14 protein-coding genes are annotated in these 13204 nt (G+C 70.0%); 7 read left to right on the forward strand and 7 right to left on the reverse strand.

What is annotated here, in order from left to right; genetic code table 11:
* Nucleotides 1–230 precede the first annotated feature (230 nt).
* A complete protein-coding gene (locus ACFVH2_RS23175) occupies nucleotides 231–533 on the reverse strand; it encodes a DUF4193 domain-containing protein (protein WP_050066107.1) in 303 nt (100 codons plus the stop codon).
* Between the two features lie 464 nt (nucleotides 534–997).
* Here ACFVH2_RS23175 and cei point away from each other — a divergent pair, with 464 nt between their 5' ends.
* Nucleotides 998–1693, forward strand: coding sequence for an envelope integrity protein Cei (cei, locus tag ACFVH2_RS23180; RefSeq protein ID WP_378427386.1), 696 nt, complete (start codon nucleotides 998–1000; stop codon nucleotides 1691–1693).
* Between the two features lie 21 nt (nucleotides 1694–1714).
* On the opposite strand, the gene ACFVH2_RS23185 is transcribed toward cei, so the two are convergent.
* The gene (locus ACFVH2_RS23185) at nucleotides 1715–2590 is read right to left on the reverse strand and encodes an inositol monophosphatase family protein (protein WP_378427499.1); all 876 of its coding nucleotides are present in this window, start codon (nucleotides 2588–2590) and stop codon (nucleotides 1715–1717) included.
* Between the two features lie 116 nt (nucleotides 2591–2706).
* Between ACFVH2_RS23185 and ppgK the strand changes: the two genes are divergently transcribed.
* Nucleotides 2707–3516 (forward strand): polyphosphate--glucose phosphotransferase, encoded by an 810-nt coding sequence (gene ppgK, locus ACFVH2_RS23190; protein ID WP_378427388.1) that lies wholly within the window; start codon nucleotides 2707–2709, stop codon nucleotides 3514–3516.
* Nucleotides 3517–3635: 119 nt separating this feature from the next.
* Entirely contained in the window at nucleotides 3636–5003 is a 1368-nt protein-coding gene (locus ACFVH2_RS23195) for an RNA polymerase sigma factor (RefSeq protein WP_378427390.1), read from the forward strand.
* Between the two features lie 65 nt (nucleotides 5004–5068).
* On the opposite strand, the gene ACFVH2_RS23200 is transcribed toward ACFVH2_RS23195, so the two are convergent.
* The 3 genes from ACFVH2_RS23200 to ACFVH2_RS23210 are packed head-to-tail and all read right to left on the reverse strand — an operon-like array spanning nucleotide 5069 to nucleotide 7177.
* A complete protein-coding gene (locus ACFVH2_RS23200) occupies nucleotides 5069–6268 on the reverse strand; it encodes a cation:proton antiporter (RefSeq protein WP_378427392.1) in 1200 nt (399 codons plus the stop codon).
* A 54-nt stretch (nucleotides 6269–6322) separates the two neighbouring features.
* Entirely contained in the window at nucleotides 6323–6805 is a 483-nt protein-coding gene (locus ACFVH2_RS23205) for a cation:proton antiporter regulatory subunit (protein WP_378427394.1), read from the reverse strand.
* Nucleotides 6806–6844: 39 nt separating this feature from the next.
* Nucleotides 6845–7177: a DUF952 domain-containing protein gene (locus tag ACFVH2_RS23210; protein ID WP_378427501.1), complete on the reverse strand. Its 333-nt coding sequence runs from the start codon at nucleotides 7175–7177 to the stop codon at nucleotides 6845–6847.
* A gap of 226 nt (nucleotides 7178–7403) precedes the next feature.
* Here ACFVH2_RS23210 and ACFVH2_RS23215 point away from each other — a divergent pair, with 226 nt between their 5' ends.
* On the forward strand, nucleotides 7404–7604 hold the full coding sequence (locus ACFVH2_RS23215; protein WP_378427396.1) for a hypothetical protein: 201 nt from the start codon (nucleotides 7404–7406) through the stop codon (nucleotides 7602–7604).
* Between the two features lie 105 nt (nucleotides 7605–7709).
* On the opposite strand, the gene ACFVH2_RS23220 is transcribed toward ACFVH2_RS23215, so the two are convergent.
* Entirely contained in the window at nucleotides 7710–9431 is a 1722-nt protein-coding gene (locus tag ACFVH2_RS23220) for a DEAD/DEAH box helicase (protein ID WP_378427398.1), read from the reverse strand.
* 414 nt (nucleotides 9432–9845) lie between these two features.
* On the opposite strand from ACFVH2_RS23220, the gene ACFVH2_RS23225 reads away from it, so the two are divergent.
* Nucleotides 9846–10949: a YihY/virulence factor BrkB family protein gene (locus ACFVH2_RS23225; RefSeq protein WP_378427503.1), complete on the forward strand. Its 1104-nt coding sequence runs from the start codon at nucleotides 9846–9848 to the stop codon at nucleotides 10947–10949.
* Here the strand turns inward: ACFVH2_RS23225 and ACFVH2_RS23230 are convergent.
* The gene (locus ACFVH2_RS23230; protein ID WP_378427400.1) at nucleotides 10922–11158 is read right to left on the reverse strand and encodes a DUF3039 domain-containing protein; all 237 of its coding nucleotides are present in this window, start codon (nucleotides 11156–11158) and stop codon (nucleotides 10922–10924) included. The genes ACFVH2_RS23225 and ACFVH2_RS23230 overlap by 28 nt on opposite strands.
* A gap of 80 nt (nucleotides 11159–11238) precedes the next feature.
* On the opposite strand from ACFVH2_RS23230, the gene ACFVH2_RS23235 reads away from it, so the two are divergent.
* Entirely contained in the window at nucleotides 11239–11601 is a 363-nt protein-coding gene (locus ACFVH2_RS23235) for a DUF3099 domain-containing protein (RefSeq protein ID WP_378427402.1), read from the forward strand.
* Between the two features lie 27 nt (nucleotides 11602–11628).
* Complete coding sequence (locus ACFVH2_RS23240) at nucleotides 11629–13122, forward strand: methyltransferase (RefSeq protein ID WP_378427404.1); 1494 nt, start codon at nucleotides 11629–11631, stop codon at nucleotides 13120–13122.
* Nucleotides 13123–13204 lie beyond the last annotated feature (82 nt).

A 13204-nucleotide genomic window follows, 5' to 3' on the forward strand; every position in this document is an offset into this window, starting at 1 on the left:
GTGGTTGTCATGAACCCGCGGCCCGGCCGCGCGGGCCGCCGCGCTCGACCGGACCTCACCTGGTGGACAAACCACTACACAGGCGGGTGCGCGGCCTGCATGCAGGCCGCGCACCGGTGTCTGTAGTGCGGTAGATCAGGGGGCCGGGACCGTGGTCCAGCCGGGTCGGACCCCATCGGACCCGGCCGTACACCGTTCGATCCGCGATCGTTGTTTCGTCGTCGCTGCCGTCAGGCAGCGCAGTCCATGCAGATCATCACGCCGTTGGCGTCGCTGGCGAGCCTGCTCCTGTGATGGACCAGGAAGCAGCTCGAGCAGGTGAACTCGTCGGCCTGCTTCGGCACGACCCGCACCGACAGTTCCTCGCCGGACAGATCGGCACCGGGCAGTTCGAAGGACTCCGCGGTGTCCGACTCGTCGACGTCGACGACCGCGGACTGCGCCTCGTTGCGGCGCGCCTTCAACTCCTCCAGCGAATCCTCCGACACTTCATCGGATTCCGAACGCCTCGGTGCGTCGTAGTCGGTTGCCATCTCGTCTTCCCCTCGTCCTCTCTTGTCAACTGTCCCCGTCCCCACGCCCGGTGGACGCGCCGCCCCATCAGCCGTGTGGCTTCACAACGTGCCAGAGCGCGAAATGGTGCCCGCAAGTTAGCGACGGAAAATATGATCCACACCACATTCTCCGCAACTTGGACACCTCCGGGACTCGCGTTCTGTCACCATCGGGCCGCCAGACAATAGCCGAACTCGGCGAAAATGTCGCTGTCGAATTTGCCGTTCCTCGAAAACCGTCTGACAATCGTCACAAACGTCGGCGCCAACCGAGACATTCCGGGCGTCCGGCCTCAATTTGTCGACGATCGGGCGAGCCCGCCGCGCGACGCGCCCATCCCCTGCCCGAGGCCCGGCACACACGTCTCTAGGCTGTCCTTCTCTACGCTGAGCGCACCTGCGTCAGCAGACCCGCCCCGAACACCGAGAGGTCAGGACGAATCGTGGTTTCACTGATCACCGAGGGTCGCTCCACCGACGACAACGGCCGGCCGTTCCCGCACCGGCGCGTCCTGCCGGTGATCGCGTTGATCTGCGTCCTCGCGGTGCTCGGCGCCGTGGTGTGGTTTCAAATCCTGACCAAGCCCGACAAGCTGTCGGCCCCGGTGGACTGCAATCCACCCTCGACGTCGAAGCCGCTCGACCCGGGCGACCCCGCACCCCAACCATTGGGCACCCCGGTCTCGTCGTCGACACTGCTCGAGGTCGAGCCGGCGCCGCTCGCCGCGACCAAGGTCCGAGTCTTCAACGCGAACGGCGAACGCGGCCAGGCCGTGCACGTGGCGTCCCAGCTCAGCGACTACGGGTTCGCGGCACCGCCGGACGTGCAGGCGGGCAACGACCCCGTCTACGTCGACCAGAACATGCAGTGCCAGGGACAGATCAGATTCGGGGCGAACGGCCTCGCCGCCGCGAGTTCGGTGTGGCTCATCGCACCGTGCGCCCAGCTGATCAAGGACGATCGCACCGACGACACCGTCGACCTCGCGCTCGGCACGTTCTCGCTCGGCGAGCTCAAGCCGAACACCGACGCCGAGGAGGTGCTGGCCTCGCTGAAGAACACCGCGCCCGGCAGCGCCGGCAGCGGCGCCCCGGTCGACCTCGGCCTGCTGAAGGCGGCCCGCACCGTTCGCTGCTGAGGCGACGCCAGGCGGACCGATTCAGTCCGGGATCGGGTCGAGCACGCCCAACTCGGCGAACATCGCGTCGAGTTCGGCCGCGATGCCCGGCGCCGCGGCCACCACCACCGCACCCGCGGCGCTCATCGTGTCCGGGCTCGGCAATCGGAGCACCGCGCCCGCCTCGGCCGCGATCAAGGCGCCGGCCGCCCAGTCCCACGGGCTCAGTCCGTGCTCGAAATGCGCGTCGACCCGACCCGACGCGACCATGCACAGGTCCAGCGCCGCCGACCCGATCCGCCGGATGTCGCGCACCCGCGGCAGCACACCAGCGATGAGCGCCCCCTGCCGGAGCCTGCGGTCACGTCCGTACCCGAAACCGGTGGCCAGCAACGACATCGAGACCTCGGACACCGGGTTGCACCGCAGCCGGTGTGCTCCCCCGACGGCCTCGTGCAGCACGGCGCCGTGACCGCGCGCCGCCGAGTACACGGCACCGGCGGCGACATCGACGACGGCACCGGCGACCGACTCACCGTCGATCTGTGCCGCCACCGAGACCGCGAAGGCGGGCACCCCGTAGAGGAAGTTCACGGTGCCGTCGATGGGGTCGACGATCCATCGCACCCCGTTCGTGCGGCCCGCCTCGCCGCCACCCTCCTCGCCGAGGATCGCGTCGTCGGGTCGCAACCGTCCCAGCAGGGCGCGGATCAGGTCCTCGGTCTCGGTGTCCACCACCGTCACGGGGTCGGTCGGGGTGGACTTCGTCGCGACCGCCTCCCCTGCCGCCGCGCCCGCAGGCCCGCCGTCGCCGACCGGACCGAAGACCTCGGGGCGGCGGGTGGCCACGTGCCGGGCCGCGGCGACGGCGACGGCGACGGCCACCGCGCGCAGTGCGCGTGGGTCGTCCGCCGGCACGTCCGAACCGGTGTCGACGAGATCGCTGAGGGCGGGGTGATTCTCGAAAAGCGGCACGCCCCATGGTGCCTGACGAGATCGCGGCCCGCAGCGCCCCCAGCCACTATCGTGACCGTATGGCGGACTCGACGATCGAACAGTCATCGGAACGCACGGCCGAGACGGCGTCGGGGGCGACGCGCCGGGGCTTCGGCATCGACGTCGGCGGCAGCGGCGTCAAGGGTGGCGTCGTCGACCTCGACACCGGCGCCCTCGTCGGTGAGCGGATCAAGATCCTGACGCCGCAGCCGTCCACCCCGGAGGCCATCGCGGCCACGGTCAGGGAGATCGTCACCCAGGCGCGCTGGGACGGCCCGGTCGGCCTGACGCTGCCGGCGGTGGTGACCGCGGGGGTCGCCCGGACGGCCGCCAACATCGACAAGTCCTGGATCGGCACCGACGCGTGCGCCCTGTTCGGCACCGCCCTCGGCGGCCGGCCGGTGACGGTCCTCAACGACGCCGATGCCGCGGGCATCGCGGAGGACCGGTACGGCGCGGGCAAGGACGTCGACGGCGTCGTCGTCCTGCTGACCTTCGGGACCGGGATCGGTTCCGCGATCCTCAACCACGGCGTGCTGCTGCCGAACACCGAGTTCGGGCACATGGAGGTCAGCGGCCAGGAGGCCGAGCACCGAGCCTCCTCGGCGGCCAAGGAGCGGCACGACTGGTCGTACAAGGAGTGGTCGAAGGAGGTGTCCCGGGTGCTCACCCGGATCGAGGACCTGCTGTGGCCGGACCTGTTCGTCGCGGGCGGCGGAATCAGTCGCAAGGCCGACAAGTGGATCCCGCACCTGACCAATCGGACACCCGTCGTGGCGGCGTCGCTGCGGAACACGGCGGGCATCGTCGGCGCCGCACTCGCCGCTCAGACCAGCATCGGGGCATGAGCACCCTCGGCGATAGTTACAATGGTGAGGCCGACGTCCAAGCCGGCCAAACTCAACTGACCTCTCCGCCGGAATAACTCTGGCGTGACGCCGCACGACTCCGTCACGAAAGGGCGTACGTGGCCGCCACCGAAACAAGTCAGACCGCCGAACCGAGCACCGAATCGGCGGCGACCACCGGCACCGCCCCCGCGAAGAAGGCCGCGGCGAAGAAGGCTCCCGCCAAGAAGACCCCCGCCAAGAAGGCTCCCGCGAAGAAGGCCGTGGCGAAGAAGGCTCCCGCCAAGAAGACCGCGGCGAAGAAGGCCCCGGCCAAGAAGGCCACCAGCAAGGCCGCCGATCCCGACGCGATGGACGAGGGTGTCGACGAAGCCGACATGGCGGACCTCGAGGTCCCCGAAGGCGATCTGACCGACGAGGTCGTCGAGGTCGTCGCCGTCGGCGAGGACGAGGAGGAGACCGCCGCCGAGGAGCCGTCCGAGAAGGACAAGGCCTCCGGCGACTTCGTGTGGGACGAGGAGGAGTCCGAGGCGCTGCGTCAGGCCCGCAAGGACGCCGAGCTCACCGCCTCCGCAGACTCGGTTCGCGCGTACCTCAAGCAGATCGGCAAGGTCGCCCTCCTCAACGCCGAGGAGGAGGTCGAACTCGCCAAGCGCATCGAGGCCGGCCTGTACGCCACGCAGCTGATGGCCGAGCACGCCGAGAAGGGCGAGAAGCTTCCCGTCGCCCAGCGCCGCGACATGAACTGGATCTGCCGCGACGGCAACCGGGCGAAGAACCACCTGCTCGAGGCCAACCTGCGACTCGTGGTCTCGCTGGCCAAGCGCTACACCGGCCGTGGCATGGCGTTCCTGGACCTCATCCAGGAGGGCAACCTCGGCCTGATCCGCGCGGTCGAGAAGTTCGACTACACCAAGGGCTACAAGTTCTCCACGTACGCCACCTGGTGGATCCGCCAGGCCATCACCCGCGCCATGGCCGACCAGGCCCGCACCATCCGCATCCCGGTGCACATGGTCGAGGTCATCAACAAGCTCGGTCGCATCCAGCGCGAGCTGCTCCAGGACCTGGGCCGCGAGCCCACGCCGGAGGAGCTCGCCAAGGAAATGGACATCACGCCGGAGAAGGTGCTGGAGATCCAGCAGTACGCGCGCGAGCCGATTTCTCTCGACCAGACCATCGGCGACGAGGGCGACAGCCAGCTCGGCGACTTCATCGAGGACTCCGAGGCCGTCGTGGCCGTGGACGCGGTGAGCTTCACCCTGCTGCAGGACCAGCTGCAATCGGTGCTCGAGACGCTCTCCGAGCGCGAGGCAGGCGTGGTGCGGCTGCGGTTCGGCCTCACCGACGGCCAGCCGCGCACTTTAGACGAGATCGGCCAGGTCTACGGCGTCACGCGTGAGCGGATCCGGCAGATCGAGTCGAAGACCATGTCGAAGTTGCGGCACCCGTCGCGTTCGCAGGTGCTTCGGGACTACCTGGACTAGTTTCCCGGTTCTCCCCTACCCGGATGCCCCGTCACCGTCTCGGTGGCGGGGCATCCTCCGTCGGGTCACTCCTCGGCGGCGACGGGCGCGGCGCCCGCGGGCGGCGCGGGCCGCAACACCAGCCCGGCCAGCGGCTCGACCACCCGGGCGGCGACCGGTCCGAGCACCGCCATCAGCAGCACGTACGCCGTCGCCAGCGCGGCCAGCTCCCCCTCGACCGCGCCTGCCGAGACGGCAAGCCCCGCGATGACGATGGAGAACTCCCCGCGCGCGACCAGTGCGGCACCGGCGCGGGCCTGGCCCATCCGGGCGACCCGCTGCCGGCGGGCAGCCCAGATACCGGTCAGCATCTTCGTCACCGTCGTGGCCACCGCCAGCAGCACCGCCCACGCGAGCACCGGCGGGATGGTGCCCGGATCGGTGTTCAGCCCGAACACCACGAAGAACATCGCGGCGAACAGGTCCCGCAGCGGCTCGAGGATCTGGGTGGCATTGCGGGCGGTCGAGCCCGAGATCGCGATACCGAGCAGGAAGGCGCCGACGGCGGCCGACACCTGCAGCGCCGAGGCGAATCCCGCCACCAACAACGCCGCGCCGAGCAGCTTGAGCAGGAACACCTCCTTGTCCTTGCTGTCGACGATCGCCGAGACGTGGTGGCCGTACCGCAGCGCCACGAGCAGCACCACCGCAAGGACCAGCAACGAGATCGCCATGGCCTTGAGACCGCCGAACACCCCCACACCGGCGAGGATCGCCGTCAGGATCGGCAGGTAGACGGCCATCGTGAGGTCCTCGAAGACCAGGATCGAGAGCACCACCGGCGTCTCGCGGTTGCCGAGTCGGCCCAGGTCCGCGAGCACCTTCGCGATGATGCCGGACGACGAGATGTAGGTGACGCCCGCCATCACCAGCGCCCCGACCGGACCCCAGCCGAGCATCAGCGCCACCGCGGCGCCGGGCGCGGCATTGAGCACGAGGTCCACCACACCGGCCATCCACGACTTCCGCATCCCGGTGACCAGTTCCGACGCGGTGTACTCGAGCCCGAGGAGCAGGAGCAGGAGCACCACCCCGATCTCGCTGGCCACGTGCCCGAATGCGCCGATGTCACCGAGTTGGATGAAGCCGCCCTCGCCGAAGCAGAGTCCACCGACCAGGTACAGCGGCACCGGCGACATACCGATGCGGCCGGCGAGTCGTCCGAGCACACCGAGGGTGAAGAACACCGCGCCCAGTTCCAGCAGCGCGAGCGCGGTGCTATCCATGAGCGCCTCCGACTGCCGGGTCGGGGCCGCGCCGTGCGCCCGGCGCCGGCCGGGTCATCCGTGGTGCAGGATCTTCGCCGCGCCGTCGAGTCCGTCCGAGGTGCCGACGGCGACCAGCAGATCGCCCTCGGTGAGGTTGAAGTCGGGGTTCGGTGACGGGTACACCTGGCCGGCGCGCATCACCGCGACCACGGAGACACCGGTGCGGGTGCGCATCGCCGTCTCGCCCAGGGTCCGGCCGTCGAACGGCGAGTCCTCGGTGATCGGCAACTGCCGGGTGGTGATACCGGGCAGGTCCCGGTGTTCCTCGCGCAGCTGCGCGACCAGTTGCGGCGCTCCCAGCAGGTTGCCGAGCACCGCCGCCTCGTCGTCGGTGAGCCGCACCGACGCCATGCAGGCGTCGGGGTCGTCCTTCTTGGAGATGATGAGGTCGGTACCACCGTCGCGCAGCGTCACCACGCCCACCCGGCGCCCGGTGGTCAGCTCGAAGTCCTTGCGGACACCGATTCCCGGTAGTGGGGTCACTTCCACGTTCATGTCTCAACGGTAGCGCTGTCACGACTGTCCGGTCGGAGGTCACCGAATCCGAGGGGCGCCGAACGCGCCGTCGGGGCCCGGCCGGTACGGCACGGCCGCGACGACAGCGGCGGCGGGCAGCGGCCCGTACAGATGTGGAAACCGCATCGACGCCGGATCCGTCGGCACTCCGGGTTCCCAGCGGAGTTCGGCGTCGAGCCGGGACGGATCGAGGTACAGCAGCACCAGATCGGTGCGCCCGGCGAAGTGCCTGTTGGCGGGCAGGTGCACCTGGGCGGTCGTCGACAGATGCACGAACCCGTCCGCGGCGAAGGTCTCCGGGACGCGGCGACCGGTCACCCGTGCCCGCTCCCACTGGTCGGCCGTGCACATGTGCACCAAGATCGGATCGCTCACCCCCGCAGGCTATCCGGCATCGGGAACGTGATCTGCGTCACCCGGTTCGCGGTGTTCGTTGTTAGTGAAACCACAAAGAAACGCCGACGGGAACAACTCTCGAATGCCAAACGTCTGACAGAGTGGATCCACCGCGCCATTCCGACGCGGCGGACCAGGCCCCAGGCAACCGGCTCGCACCGGAAGCCAGTACGGAGGAGTCATGCCCGGAACACTGACCAGCCCCCCGTTGACCGCAGCCGACCGGTGCGACCGGTGCGGTGCAGGTGCCCGCGTCCGCGCGGTGCTCACCTCTGGTGGAGAGCTTCTCTTCTGCCAGCACCATGCCAACGAGCACGAGGATCGACTCCGTGAGATGAACGCCACCATCGTGTCCGGCGCCATCGACGACGTGACGATCTAGGCCGTCAGCAAGTACCGGGCGACCCGACCGAGGTCCCCGAGAACGATCGCAGAGAGCCCGCACCGATTCCGGTGCGGGCTCTCCGTCGTCTGCCACGTCCGGCGTCTACCACCGCCGCAGCGTGGCGATCCGCTCCGTGAGCTGTTCCACCGTCGCGATCGCCGTCGGCGGTCCCCCGCACACCCGCCGCAGCTCACCGTGAATCCAGCCGTGCGGCTTTCCGGTGCGGTGATGGTTCATCGCCACCAACCCGTTGAGTTCCTTGCGCAGCTCGGCGAGCTTGGTCGCCGAGGCCACCCGGTCCGCGACCGCGGCCGGCGCGGCCACCGGCGGCGGAGCCTGCTTCTCGAGCTGGCTGGACTGCCGTTCCCGAAGCAGGGCCCGCATCTGGTCGGCATCGAGCAAGCCGGGCAGTCCCAGGTAGTCGGCCTCCTCGTCGCTGCCGGCGAAGGTCGCGGTACCGAACGAGGAGCCGTCGTAGATCACCTGGTCGAGTTCGGCGTCCGCACCGAGCGAGGTGAACGCCTTCTCCTCCTCACCGGCCTCGTCCTTCTGCTTGTTCGCGTCGACCAGCAGCTCGTCGTCGAGACCGTCCTTCTCCCGGTGCGGCTTGCCGAGCACGTGGTCGCGCTGGACCTCGAGCTGGCTGGCCAGGTCGAGCAACACCGGCACGGACGGCACGAAGACGCTCGCGGTCTCGCCCTTCGCCCGCGACCGCACGAACCGGCCGATCGCCTGCGCGAAGTACAGCGGCGTCGAGGCACTGGTCGCGTAGACGCCGACCGCCAGACGCGGGACGTCGACGCCCTCGGACACCATCCGCACCGCCACCATCCACGGGTCGGTGTTCGAGCTGAACTCGGCGATCCGCTTCGAGGCGGTCGGGTCGTCGGACAGGACCACCGTCGGCGGGCGTCCGGTGATCGTCTCGAGGATCTTCGCGTACGCGCGGGCCACCGTCTGATCCGTGGCGATGACCAGACCGCCCGCGTCCGGCATACCGCCGGTCCGCAACTGCGCGAGCCGGGTGTTCGCGGCTGTCAGCACGGCGGGAATCCAGTCGCCACTCGGGTCGAGGGCGGTGCGCCAGGCCCGCGCGGTCTGCTCGGCGTTCAGCGGTTCGCCGAGCCGGGCGCTGAACTCCTCGCCGGCGTTGGTGCGCCAGCGGGCCTCGCCCGAGTAGGCCAGGAACACCACCGGCCGCACGACGCCGTCCGCGAGCGCGTCGGAATAGCCGTAGGCGTGGTCGGCCTTGGACCGCAGCAGTCCCTCACGGTCCGGCTCGTACTGCACGAACGGAATGGCGCTGTCGTCGCTGCGGAACGGCGTTCCGGTCAGCGCCAGGCGCCGGGTGGCCGGGTCGTAGGCCTCCCGGATCGCGTCGCCCCAGCTCTTGGCGTCGCCGCCGTGGTGGATCTCGTCGAGGATCACCAGGGTGCGCCGGTTCTCGGTGCGCACCCGGTGCCGGGCCGGATGCGAGGCCACCTGGGCGTAGGTGACGACGACGCCGTGGTAGTCGGCGGAGGTCTGGCCGGTGGAGTTCGAGAAGTTCGAGTCCAGCGCGATGCCGAGGCGCGCGGCCGACTCGGCCCACTGGTGTTTGAGGTGTTCGGTCGGCGCGACCACCGTCACCTGGTCGACGGTGCGATCGCCGAGCAGCTCGGCTGCGACCCGCAGCGCGAAGGTGGTCTTACCCGCACCCGGGGTGGCCACCGCGAGGAAGTCTCGCGGTTTGGTCGCCAGATACTTCGCGAGGGCGCGGCGCTGCCACGCTCGGAGGGTGGCGACGGGTGCGGGGGGTGTCTGTTCGGAATTACCCGTGAGCACTGTCGCTTCCGCTCCTTACTCGACCGCTGTCGTGGTCCGATACCGTCCGGGCCGCCGGCGCCGCGCACCGATGTGCACGGTCGCTGCGCGGGCTCGCTCCGCCGACGAGCCTAACCCTGAGGGCCGACCTTCTCCGCATCCAGCGACCCGTCGGTGAGCCTTGTCGCAGCGTCGGCCGCGACACAGTTTCGCCGACACGGACACCACGGTGGTGGCGCGGCGCGGGCGGTCAGGGATGCTGGACGCATCATGAGTGAGCCGATCCAGGGGCAGCACGCGGGCGAATCGTCCGCCGTGCCGGTCGGCCAACCCGATGCCGTGCCCGAGCCACCGGTCGACGCGCCCGAGGCCGAATCCGGGCCCGCCACCCCCTCCCGCGCACGCGAATTTCGCCCCCTGCGCACGGCGTGGCGCGTGGTCACCCGCACCGCGGGCAAGGCCTGGGGGGACTCGATCTTCGGCAAGGCCGCGACCGCGGCGTTCTGGCAGACGCTGTCGCTGCCCCCGCTGCTGCTCGGCCTGCTCGGCTCCATCGGATACGTCGGCGGCTGGTTCGGTCCGAACACCGTCAACATCATCGAGTCGAAGATCATCACCTTCAGCCGCACTGCGTTCAGCGAGAACGTGGTCGACCAGATCATCTCGCCGACCGTCAACGACGTGCTCGGCCGCGGCAGACCGGAGATCGTCTCGGCGGGATTCCTGCTCTCGCTGTGGGCGGGGTCGTCGGCGATCTCGACGTTCGTCGACTCGATCGTCGAGGCACACGGGCAGAAGGACGCCCGGCATCCGGTCTGGCAGCGGATCTTCGCCCTGCTGCTGTACGTGATGTTCCTGATCGTGTCGGTGTTCGTGTTGCCGCTGGTCGCGCTCGGACCGACCCTCATCGGCCGGGTGCTGCCGGAGTCCTGGCACGCGGTGGGCTCGCAGGCGGTGGACACGTTCTACTACCCCGCCGTCGGCCTGCTGCTGATCGTCGGGTTGACCACGCTCTACAAGGTCGCCCTGCCCAAGTCGCTGCCGTGGCATCGCCTGCTCGGCGGTTCACTGCTGGCGGGGGTCTTCTTCATGGCGGCCAGCGCCATCCTGCGCCGGTACCTGACCTGGGTCACCGGGACCGGCTACACGTACGGGGCGCTGGCGACGCCGATCGCCTTCCTGCTGTTCACGTTCTTCCTCGGCTTCGCGGTGGTGCTCGGCGCCGAGTTCAACGCGACCATCCAGGAGTTCTGGCCCGCCCGGGCCACCCGAATCGAGCAGATGCGCGAGTGGCTGGCCGCGCAGGCCGCGACCGGCACGCCGGTCACCGCACCGATCGGGACCGTGACGAACCTCACCCGCAGGCTGGCGACGGCGCCGATCCGCATCACCGGTCCGGAGCGAGGTCGACACGAAGCGCCCGAGACCGAGGACACGCCCGAGTTCGACGCGGCACCCGCCGACGACACCGACGACGGGCCGGTGGCGTCATCACCGGCGCCGGCGCGGATTCACTCGCCGGGGCGCAACCCCTCGTAGATCTTCTTGCACTCGGGGCACACCGGCGAACCCGGCTTGGCGGACTTGGTCACGGGGAACACCTCACCGCAGAGGGCAACGACATGGGTGCCCATGACCGCGCTCTCGGCGATCTTGTTCTTCTTCACGTAGTGGAAGAATTTCGGGGCGTCGTCGTCGGTCGACTCGTCGGTCGTGGTGTCGGGACGTTCCTTGGTCACAGTGCTCACCCGTCCATGATGACGCATTCCGGGCTCCTTCGGCGAGACCCGGTAGTGCATTCGCCGACCTCGAGTGGAATGGTGGAGGCATGGCACCAGGTTCGGGATTCCACCACGAAGACGAGTCGGACGACGCGTCCCGGAACCCGATCCTCATCACCGACGCGGCGCAGTCCTTCGAGGAGCAGCAGCGCGCCCGGATCCGCAAGTACACGATCCTGATGGCGATCCGCATCCCCGCCCTCGTGCTCGCCGCCCTCGCGTACGGCGAGTGGCACAACGCCCTCATCAGCCTCGCGATCATCGGTGTGTCCATCCCGCTGCCGTGGATCGCGGTCCTGATCGCCAACGACCGTCCGCCGCGCCGATCCGACGAGCCCCGCCGCTACGACCCCGAGCGGCCGACTCGTCCGGCGATCGATTCACCCGGTCGGCGCACGATCGAGGGCTGAATCCACTCCGCCTGCAAGACTGTCCGCGTGAACCGCGAACTGCTCTCCCTCTGCGGCCCGCTGCGCGAGGCCCTGCATCGAACCGAGTACACCGCCGACGCCCTGCTCGACGCGCTCGGCGACGACGCGCACGCGGCGCTGGGCCGTGGCGAGCCCGTTCCGGTCCGTCGCGCCACCCGCGATGCCGGCGAACTGGGGCTGCTGGCCCGACTGTTCCTGCTCGGCGACGACTGCCCCGTAACCGACGTCGCGGCCGCGCTCGCGCCGGTGGACCTCGACCACGCGGTCGCCGCCGGACTGCTCGAACGCGACGGCGCGCTCGTGCGCGCCGCACTCGACCTGCGGCCGATGGACCTGGGCCGGGGCAACTACTGGGTGCTCTCCGACCTCGACGGCAGCATGCGGCCGCGCACGACGGCACCCGACCACGTGCTCGGGGTGGGCCACGCGTCGCTCTCCCTGCTGCGGGGCACGCCGACCGCCGCCACCGGCTCGGTCCTCGACATCGGCACCGGCTGCGGCATCCAGGCCCTGCACGCGGCCGGCTACGCGCAGTCGGTGACCGCCACCGACATCAACCTGCGCGCCCTCGACCTGTCCGCCGCGACCTTCGCCCTCAACGAGGTCGAGGTCGAACTGCACGCCGGCCCGTGGTTCGAGCCCGTCGCGGGCAGGCGTTTCGACCGCGTGGTCGCGAACCCGCCGTTCGTGGTGGGCCGGGCGCGGGTCGAGCACACCTACCGGGACTCCGGTCTCGACCTCGACGGCGCCAGCGAGCTGATGATCTCCCGGGCGGTCGACCATCTCGAGCCCGGCGGGACCGCCTCGATGCTGGCGTCCTGGCTGCACGTCGACGGCGACGACTGGCGCTCCCGGGTCGCGTCGTGGCTGCCGGCGCACGGGGTGGACGCCTGGATCGTGCAGCGCGACGTCGCCGATCCCGCCCTGTACGTGGGCACCTGGATGCGCGACGCCGGTCTCGACCCGCGGGATCCCGCGACCGCCGCGCAGGCCGAGGCATGGCTGTCGCACTTCGCCGAGAACGACGTCGAGGGCATCGGGTTCGGCTTCGTCTACCTGCGCCGCACCGACGAGGCCAGCGACGTGCTGGCCGAGGACCTGCGGCACGGCTACAGCGATCCTCTCGGCGACGAGGCGCTCGGCTACTTCGACCGGGTCGCGTGGCTGCGCGAGCGTGACGTGCTCGAGAACCAGTTCGTGGTGGCCGCGTCCACCGCGCTCGAACGGGTCTACCTGCCGGGCGACGAGGGCTGGCGCCAGGTGGTCGCGCGGCTGCACCGCGGTGACGGACCCGCCTGGCAGCACGAGGTGGACGACCTGGCCGCGGCGCTGCTGGGCGGAATGCGTGCCGAGGGCCTCGCGTTGAACGAGCTGGTCGAGCTGCTCGCCGCCGCGCACGGCGAGGGCGCCGAGCGGCTCGTCGCGGCATCGGTGCCGCTGGTGCACTCCCTGGTTCGGCACGGGCTGGTGTTGCCTGCCGATCTCGCGCCGGCCGGGTAGTCGCGGGCTCGTTCCCAGCCCGGTGTCTTCTCAGTAACTTCTCAGGACTGCTTTGGCATATGCGCAGGTCAAGCGCATTGTG

The organism is Rhodococcus sp. NPDC127527 (genome assembly GCF_042672245.1).
Lineage (GTDB): Bacteria > Actinomycetota > Actinomycetes > Mycobacteriales > Mycobacteriaceae > Rhodococcus_G.

Bases quoted from the DNA above. Each gene is read 5' to 3' on its own strand.
- ACFVH2_RS23175 (WP_050066107.1), bottom strand. From the start codon at position 533: ATGGCAACCGACTACGACGCACCGAGGCGTTCGGAATCCGATGAAGTG.
- ppgK (WP_378427388.1), top strand. From the start codon at position 2,707: ATGGCGGACTCGACGATCGAACAGTCATCGGAACGCACGGCCGAGACG.
- ACFVH2_RS23200 (WP_378427392.1), bottom strand. From the start codon at position 6,268: ATGGATAGCACCGCGCTCGCGCTGCTGGAACTGGGCGCGGTGTTCTTC.
- ACFVH2_RS23205 (WP_378427394.1), bottom strand. From the start codon at position 6,805: ATGAACGTGGAAGTGACCCCACTACCGGGAATCGGTGTCCGCAAGGAC.
- ACFVH2_RS23210 (WP_378427501.1), bottom strand. From the start codon at position 7,177: ATGTGCACGGCCGACCAGTGGGAGCGGGCACGGGTGACCGGTCGCCGC.
- ACFVH2_RS23215 (WP_378427396.1), top strand. From the start codon at position 7,404: ATGCCCGGAACACTGACCAGCCCCCCGTTGACCGCAGCCGACCGGTGC.
- ACFVH2_RS23235 (WP_378427402.1), top strand. From the start codon at position 11,239: ATGGCACCAGGTTCGGGATTCCACCACGAAGACGAGTCGGACGACGCG.